This is a genomic window from Mongoliibacter sp., assembly GCF_007692705.1.
GTDB lineage: Bacteria > Bacteroidota > Bacteroidia > Cytophagales > Cyclobacteriaceae > Mongoliibacter.
In genome coordinates, this window is the sequence record NZ_REBN01000231.1 from 1 (window position 1) to 7,796 (window position 7,796).

6 protein-coding genes and 1 pseudogene are annotated in these 7,796 nt (G+C 40.6%); all 7 read right to left on the reverse strand.

The window, feature by feature from the left end:
• A pseudogene (locus tag EA341_RS16290) lies at positions 1 to 420 on the reverse strand (hypothetical protein); the annotation flags it as partial.
• Positions 421 to 436: 16 nt separating this feature from the next.
• Complete coding sequence (locus tag EA341_RS16295) at positions 437 to 4,213, reverse strand: ATP-binding protein (RefSeq protein ID WP_293016231.1); 3,777 nt, start codon at positions 4,211 to 4,213, stop codon at positions 437 to 439.
• Positions 4,214 to 4,656: 443 nt separating this feature from the next.
• Positions 4,657 to 6,660 carry an ATP-binding protein gene (locus tag EA341_RS16300; RefSeq protein WP_293016232.1) on the reverse strand — a complete coding sequence of 668 codons (2,004 nt, stop codon included), beginning with the start codon at positions 6,658 to 6,660 and terminating at the stop codon, positions 4,657 to 4,659.
• A gap of 2 nt (positions 6,661 to 6,662) precedes the next feature.
• On the reverse strand, positions 6,663 to 6,884 hold the full coding sequence (locus EA341_RS16305) for a HAMP domain-containing sensor histidine kinase (RefSeq protein WP_293016233.1): 222 nt from the start codon (positions 6,882 to 6,884) through the stop codon (positions 6,663 to 6,665).
• A 4-nt stretch (positions 6,885 to 6,888) separates the two neighbouring features.
• A complete protein-coding gene (locus tag EA341_RS16310) occupies positions 6,889 to 7,224 on the reverse strand; it encodes a type II toxin-antitoxin system PemK/MazF family toxin (protein ID WP_293016234.1) in 336 nt (111 codons plus the stop codon).
• Positions 7,221 to 7,451, reverse strand: coding sequence for a hypothetical protein (locus EA341_RS16315; protein ID WP_293016235.1), 231 nt, complete (start codon positions 7,449 to 7,451; stop codon positions 7,221 to 7,223). The genes EA341_RS16310 and EA341_RS16315 overlap by 4 nt, the downstream gene beginning before the upstream one ends.
• A gap of 165 nt (positions 7,452 to 7,616) precedes the next feature.
• Positions 7,617 to 7,796 (reverse strand): hypothetical protein (locus tag EA341_RS16320; RefSeq protein ID WP_293016236.1); only part of this gene is annotated, 180 nt, incomplete at its 5' end.

A 7,796-nucleotide genomic window follows, 5' to 3' on the forward strand; every position in this document is an offset into this window, starting at 1 on the left:
TTCCCAAGCGTAAAAGTCTGAGCTGAACTCTTCAGGTAGGAGATGCAATAAAGAAACAGGCCGGGTTTCTCCATTTTGGTCTACTTCCAGATAACCAAAATCAATACCTGTGTAAAATATTCTTCCCTTAGCATCTTTAGTAAATCGATAGATGCCTGCAAGTTGATTTCTTTTATATAGGGAACGCCAAGAGACTCCATCATATTCATGCATTCCTGAGGCAGTCCCAAAATACATCAGCCCTTCTTCACTCTGTATTGCAGTATAAACTTCTGGGTCTCCTCTGTATTCCTCAGGACTATAGGTGGTAATCGGAAGTCTTCCGACCTGCTCCAATGTTGATTGGGCGGATAGGAATCCGGGGATGGTGATCCACAGAAAAGTGAAAAGAAGCGAAATTGGGGTTTTGATGGTATGCATAATTGTTGTTTTTTAATCAGAGGGGTAGGGTAATGGTGAAAGTGGTGCCTATTCCCCGTCCGACCGGGTCATCCGGGCGGGCTTTTTCGGATTCCACACTAATCTCCCCACCATGCGCCTTCACGATATCATAACTTAAACTCAATCCCAATCCCGTGCCTTGCCCAGTGGGCTTGGTGGTAAAGAAAGGTTGGAAGATTTTAGACTTCACGGATTCCGGAATTCCGCCTCCATTGTCAGAAACCGAAATCTCTACAGCATCACCCAAATTTTGTGTTTTTACTGTCACCAATGGTTTATAGGCTTCGTGTCCGTTCTCCAGATGCTTTAATCTTTTCTCATTCACGGCATAAAAAGCATTGTTGATCAGGTTCAGCAGCACCCTGCTGATATCCTGTGATACCACATGCACTTGGGGAAGATTGGAGTCAAAATCTGTCCGAAAATCAACGTTGAAGCTTTTTTCCTTGGCTCTCAATCCATGATAAGCCAACCTCAGGTATTCATCTGCCAAGGCATTTAAATCAGTTTCTGATTTTTCACTGGAACCACTACGGCTATGGGCTAACATGCCTTTCACTATCGCTTCTGCACGCTTGCCATGGTGGTTAATTTTATCTGAATTCTCTTCCAAATCTTTCAAAATGGCTTTGACTTCCTCAATATCCCCCTTATTCAATTCCTCATTCACCTCTTGTACCAACTCCTTATTCAACTCCGAAAAATTATTCACAAAATTCAATGGATTCTGAATTTCGTGTGCAATACCGGCGGTGAGTTCACCCAATGAGGCCATTTTTTCCGATTGGATCAACTGCGATTGTGTTTCCTTTAAGCTACTGAGGGTTTGCTGCAGGTTCTGGAAAGATTCCGCATTTTCTAGGGCGATGGCGGTGTAGACTGCGATGGTCCTCAGCATATACAGGTGATATTCTGAAAATGCATTTTTGTTGAAACTCTGCACGGTGATCACCCCAAACATATTCCCTTTTATTTTCAAAGGGAGGTAAATCAAAGAAGCAGGTGCCTGCCCCATTGAGGGTGTTGGCATTTTTTGAAGGTATCTTCCATATTCTGCATTGAGATCATTGATCACTATTTCATTACCCGTATTGAAACACAGCACTGAAAGTCTATCAGGGTCTTGAAGTGAGTTCGAATAGGGCTGTAAGGCGGCCCCGTTTTCATAAGTAGCCGGGAAATCCAGGCTCTCGGAATCTTTATGGTAAATGCCGATACCGAAGACGGAAGCCTCCATCAGCTTATTCACATTGGCATAAGCAGTAGCAATGATTTTTTCTGCAGATAAAGAGGCAGTGATTTTTCTGCCGATTTCACCCAACAATTCTACATTGTGGTAGGATTGTTCCAATTCGGCTGTCCTTTCTTTTACCCTTTCTTCCAAAATGAGGTTTTGGGCTTTGAGTTTTCTGGATCTCCACTTCACGATGGCAGTAATCAGCCCACCAAGGATCAATAAATACAGCAGATAGGCCCACCAAGTAGCATACCAAGGCGACAAGACCACAAATGAGTAGCTGGCTTCATCACTGATTCTTCCGCTATATGCCATGGCCCTTACTCTGAAAGTATATGAACCAGCAGGCAGGTTGGTATATTCCTTGAACTTATTATCTGTCCAGTCCACCCAGTCAGCGTTAAACCCCTCCAGATAGGTCTGGTACTTGGTTTTCTTCTCTTCTTCGAAATACGGTGCTGCAAACTCAAATCGATAGGAATTGTCTTTACTTTCAACAGGAGAAATACCCTTGTTCCTTCCGTATTGAGGCAAAGGCAATGTATCGGTTTTGGTTTCTATCCTTCGGATCAAGGTAAAAAACTCCTTGTTGGTCTGATTGTCTTTTTTGGGATCATAGCGGATCAGCCCTTTCTGAGACCCAAACCAGAAAATGCTGTCTTCATCGATAAAATCCACTATGGTTAAAAAAGGTGCTATCGAATTAGGCGTATCATCCCTTATGAATTTTCCATTTGAGTCACGCTTGAGGATGTGTTTTTTTCCTTCCAGGGATTCGTACCAGATTATGCCTGATTTAAACTGGGCAAAATCGAAAATTTCCTTTTCCACTTCTGAGAATTCATCGGCAGACACAAATTGACCCTGTTTGACCGAATATTTCTGCATTCTTTGACCGGATAATTTAAAAAACTCTCCTTCTACCAAATTAAAATTTTCCTGAATGCCTACTTCAATATCATTTGACTTAATTTTAGTTGGGTCATTGGATTCAAGCGTTCTTTCTCCTAGCCTAAATGCAGAAACCTTTGCACCATAACCTATTCTACCGTCTGTAAAAATCGTCTCATCATTTCCTTCCATTAATCGAAAAGCATCACTCTTCAAGCCAGGTAATTTTCCTATGTATTCCCATGGGAAGTCTTTTGAAAGTCCTCTTTTATAAGCCAAAACACCAGTTGTGGTACCTGCCAAAAGAAGATTGGGATTATTTTTGGGGATTAATACTGAATTAGCTACACTTCGATCCTTTGGCCCATCCAATACAATTGTTTTTCCGTCACGGAGCACCTGCAGCTGTCTCCCCGGAACGATCAAATCCTCTCCATCCAAGGCAAAATTTTCAATACTTCTATTGTTGAATTCAGGGACTGACTTGAAGATTCCGTCTTTTGGGTCAAATTTTATAATGCCATTGTAGGTCCCCAAATAAAAATCTTTCCCAATTTTCTCAATAGACTGAACTGCTAAATTGATTCCCTGATCCTTACCAAAACTAAGAATGGGTGAATCTATGGCTATCCTTGCTATGCCATCCTCGGTAGTTACCCACAGTCCTTCAATTTGGTCCAGGTAAAGACTTATCACTAAATTGGAAGGCAAACCCTGATCCGTTTCTATCCTTTTGAGTATTTCGCCTTGAGGATCCATGAGCACTATACCCCCTCCATATGACCGGAGAATATAGTTTCCTTGATGGGATATGGCACCGGAAAGCCTGCTTCCATCTTTGAATAGTTTGTCTTCTGGGGTTGTAAACTTCTTTAGTACCCCTTCCTCCAGAAGATAAAAACCATTACCGAATGTCCCCAAAAGCAAGGATTCACCCATATCGCCTGTATAAGGGAGCATAACAGATAAACCTTCAGTACCAAATATTTCTGTATTAGGGATCAGTTGGAGCTCATCTTCTTCTAGTCCGAACAAGCCTCTTTGAGCTTGTTGGACATAAATTTTGTTGTCTACAGCAAAGGAAATCCCAAAACTAGTCTCTGCCTGCCATGATTTTAATGATATCAGTGTCAAATCCTTCCCCAATTCCAATCTGATAATGTGGTGATTAATGGTTCGAACGAAAATATATCCTTTCAAGGAATGTATTTCCCATGCCCAAAAGTCTGCACTGAACTCCTCCGGAATGAGGTGCAATAGGGAAACAGCCTGAGTTTCTCCTTTGTGGCCTACTTCCAGATATCCGAAATCTGAACCCCCATAAAATATCCTTCCTGTATCATCTTTGGTAAAACATTGAATTCCAGTGACTTGATTTCTTTTAAACAAAGAACGCCATGAGACCCCATCATATTCATATATCCCAAAGTTATCCCCAAAATACATCAGACCTTCCTTACTCTGTATAGAGGTCCTGACCAATGGGTCTCCTCCGTATTCATCGGAGCTGTAAACTGTGATGGGAAGTCTTCCGACCTGTTCATAGATGGACTGGGCGGATGATTGGAATGTGAAACAAAACCAAAGAAAAACTGAGGTTACAAATGTTCTAAAGGGCAGGGGAATGACATTTAAAAGATTCATTATCAAATAGTTTAAGTTTTTTTATCTGGGGAACTACGGGAATCCCATGACTTATGAATATTGGATAAGGGGAAATAAAAAATGATTTCTCCTTGATTGAAAACTTCTTTAAATTATGGCTTGTTATCTGGATTTTCAGACGTTTATGGGAAGCCTTTATCAGGGAAAAACTCTTTCATAAATACGAAAACAAAATTTATCAATACAAAATACATGTTTCAAGTGTATTATTTTAAGAAATGGTGAAAAATGTAAGGTGAACTCCTTTGGACACAACCAATTGCGGAATTGTAGGTATGAATTGAAAATTGATATTACAAAGATTGCTCCCGTAAAATAAAATTATTTTTATATAGAAGACTACTTCCTGTCTATTACAATCTGTTTTCTTGTTTTATAGTGGTAAATGAATGATGAAAGTACATCTGTTAGACAATTGATTTTTAAACAATTGGTAAAAGGATCTTAAACACTGAACCCTCATTCACTTTAGACTCTACCCTAATCTCCCCACCATGCGCCTTCACAACATCATAACTCAAACTCAACCCCAATCCCGTACCTTGCCCGGTAGGCTTGTTGGTGAAGAAAGGCTGGAAGATTTTGTCTTTGATGGCGTCGGGTATGCCAGAACCGTTGTCGGAGATGGAAATTTCGATTTTGTCACCGAGGTTTTTGGTTTTAATGGTGACTTTTGGAAGTTCTTGAATTTCGAATGATGAATGATGAATATGATCCCGATAGCTATCGGGAGAAGTGACCGCATAGAAGGCATTATTCAAGATATTCAGCAATACCTTTCCGATATCCGCACGGATCAGTTCTATTTTAGGGATTGATGGATCAAGGTCTGAGATTAGTTCGATTTCAATTTCTTTGTTTTTTGATTTGAAGCTTTGATAGGCAAGGCTCAAATATTCCTTAGCCAATGCATTGATATTGGTTAGTTCCTTTTCACCGGAACCGGATTTGCTGTGCTCCAACATCCCTTTAACAATAGCATCTGCCCGCTTTCCATGATGGTTGATCTTTTCCAAATTCAGCTTGATATCTTCCAAAATCTCATCTTCCAACTCCTCATTTTCATCTCGTTTCTCGCTTCTCGCCTCTCGCATCTCCTCTTGTTTCTTGGCTCTTGCCTCTTGAATCTCATCAACCAACTCGGCACTCACCTCGCTGAAGTTATTTACAAAATTCAAGGGATTCTGTATCTCATGAGCAATGCCCGCAGTAAGCTCTCCAAGGCTTGCCATCTTTTCAGATTGGATGAGTTGGGTTTGGGTGGATTTGAGCTGGTCCAAGGCGGATTGGATTTCCTCTTTTTGGGTAGCCAATTGCAGATTAGCCTTTTGTTTTTGGCGATTGGCGCGGAAAAGGATCACTCCGATTACTGAAAAAACTGCCAGAATAATCAGAAATAGGTAAGTCCTGAACCTGCTTTGGATAGCTAAATTTTCTTTTTCCAGGTTACCGAGTTCCCGTTCCCTGTTTAAGAGCAACTGTTGAAAAGCAGCCATATTGGCAATCTTTTTATCAATTAAAACAGCACTCTCATCCTTTGCCAATTCCAAATACCGAAAAGCACTATCAGGTTGGTTGAAATGCTTGAAATGCTCGTAAAGATTTTGATATGCCGAGGCAATATCTATGTCAAACATCTGAATTTCCCGAAGTCTCATTAATGTACTTATGGCTTGTTTTCCGAAAAAGTAACTCGAATCCGCATTATTAAGATACCTATATGTCTCGGATAAGCCAAGATTATTGATGGCTATGCCCACAGGATAGTCCTTTTTGGAGGCATCCTGAAGACCAATCCAGAAAGCTTTTAAAGCAGGGTCATACGCTTTGAAGCCAAGTTTGATTGCTCCATCAATATATTTAATTTCAGAATATCCTACGTAATTGTATAATTCAGGGGGATAGGATCTTACTTCTTCAAACTTAATACGTGCCGAATCCATTTCATTATTGCTAAGGTACACAAAGGCCAATCCTGATAAGGCATAAACAGTATTCAGCGCATTCTCCCATTCTTTTGCAATTTGATATGCTTTTTGATAATAGAATATCCGATCTTCGGTATTTCCTGTTGCACCCATCAGATGGCCATAGTTGAAAGTTAAATTGGCCAGCGTAATCCAATATTGTTTTTCTTGTCCAGCTGCCTCGAAAAGCTTTAAATTTTCAGGTTTTTCCAAAAAATCAAAGGCTTTTCTAAAGGATTCATAAGCCACTGCAAACTGCCCAGTGTTGGTAGTTGTCCATGCCTTATTGCCCACCACACCCACCAATTCCAAGACGGTCTGACGTTTGACAGAATCAGAAGAAGCGTTTTCAAATTGATGTTGCAGGCTGTCAATTCTGCCATCCCAACGTCTGAGGTTTTGACCCAAGCAATAATCCTGGATCAAAAAGAAAAACAGTACAATTAAAATTCTTTGCATAATCACTTAGGTTGTATCGGTAAGAGAATTATAAACCTGGCACCGGTTTCCGGCGAACTTTCAATTTCCAATTGTCCCCCATGCGCCTTAATAATATCATTGGTAATACTCAATCCCAGCCCAGTTCCTTCCGTCCCTTTTTTAGTGGTAAAGAAAGGCTGCAGGATTTTGTCTTTGATGTCGTCGGGGATGCAGGGGCCGACACTATTTAATAGCAATTCCAATGCCTTATCTAGTTAGGTAGTTTGCTAATCGTTCAAGGAGATCTTTGTGAAGGTCAGTATCAATTCTACCAATCTTGCCAGGAATTTTAACTGAAGGTATTACCGCCAAAAAGGCCAATCGGATGATGGATGATTGCCGCAGTCCGGTCTGAATGAAATGTTGGTCCTTCTCATCCAAAAGTTCATCAAAGCCTTTAACCAATTGATGAAGTTGAGTAGAAATACCACAAACCAAAAAATCGTTATACCCTGGCAACTGCTTTAACAACAACACAGGTCGGAGTTTATAGCCGCCATCTGCCTGTGGCAAGTCTGTCAGAACTATCTCACCTTCTTTCATTTTTTGTAATCCGGGTTGGGTTCTTCTACCATACTCAGTGAATAATGCGGTTCACTGTCACCATAAGCAGCTGATAGTGAACTGGCGGAAAATTGATGCCATTCAATATCCTCATTTTCTTCCATAAGGATCAGCAATTTAACTTTTTGGTTTTTGATGTTCGGGAGTTTATCAATTTTAAGTTCGCCCTTGTCATTAAAGGATGCAGTTGTTTCTATTGCGCGCATAACCATGAATTTTAATTCTAATATACTAAAGATTCGCCAACCATCTAATGGATACCCAACCCTTACATTTACGAGTATCTTCATTCAACTCCCCACCATGTAAATCATTATATTCTGAATTACTCCTGCCAAAAAGGTAGGGATTTATAGATTTCCTGGATGCCTTCATTTGATTGGTAGTTTTATAATGAATACAGTTCCTGTTCCCTTTCCGACAGGGTCATGCCCTTCTGTATGGTCAGGGCTGGCAGCCGGGCGGCCTTCTTGGCTCTTTATTTCAGCATATAAACATTCAATAATAATCTCCCCACCATGCGCCTTCACAATATCATGGGTAATGGATAA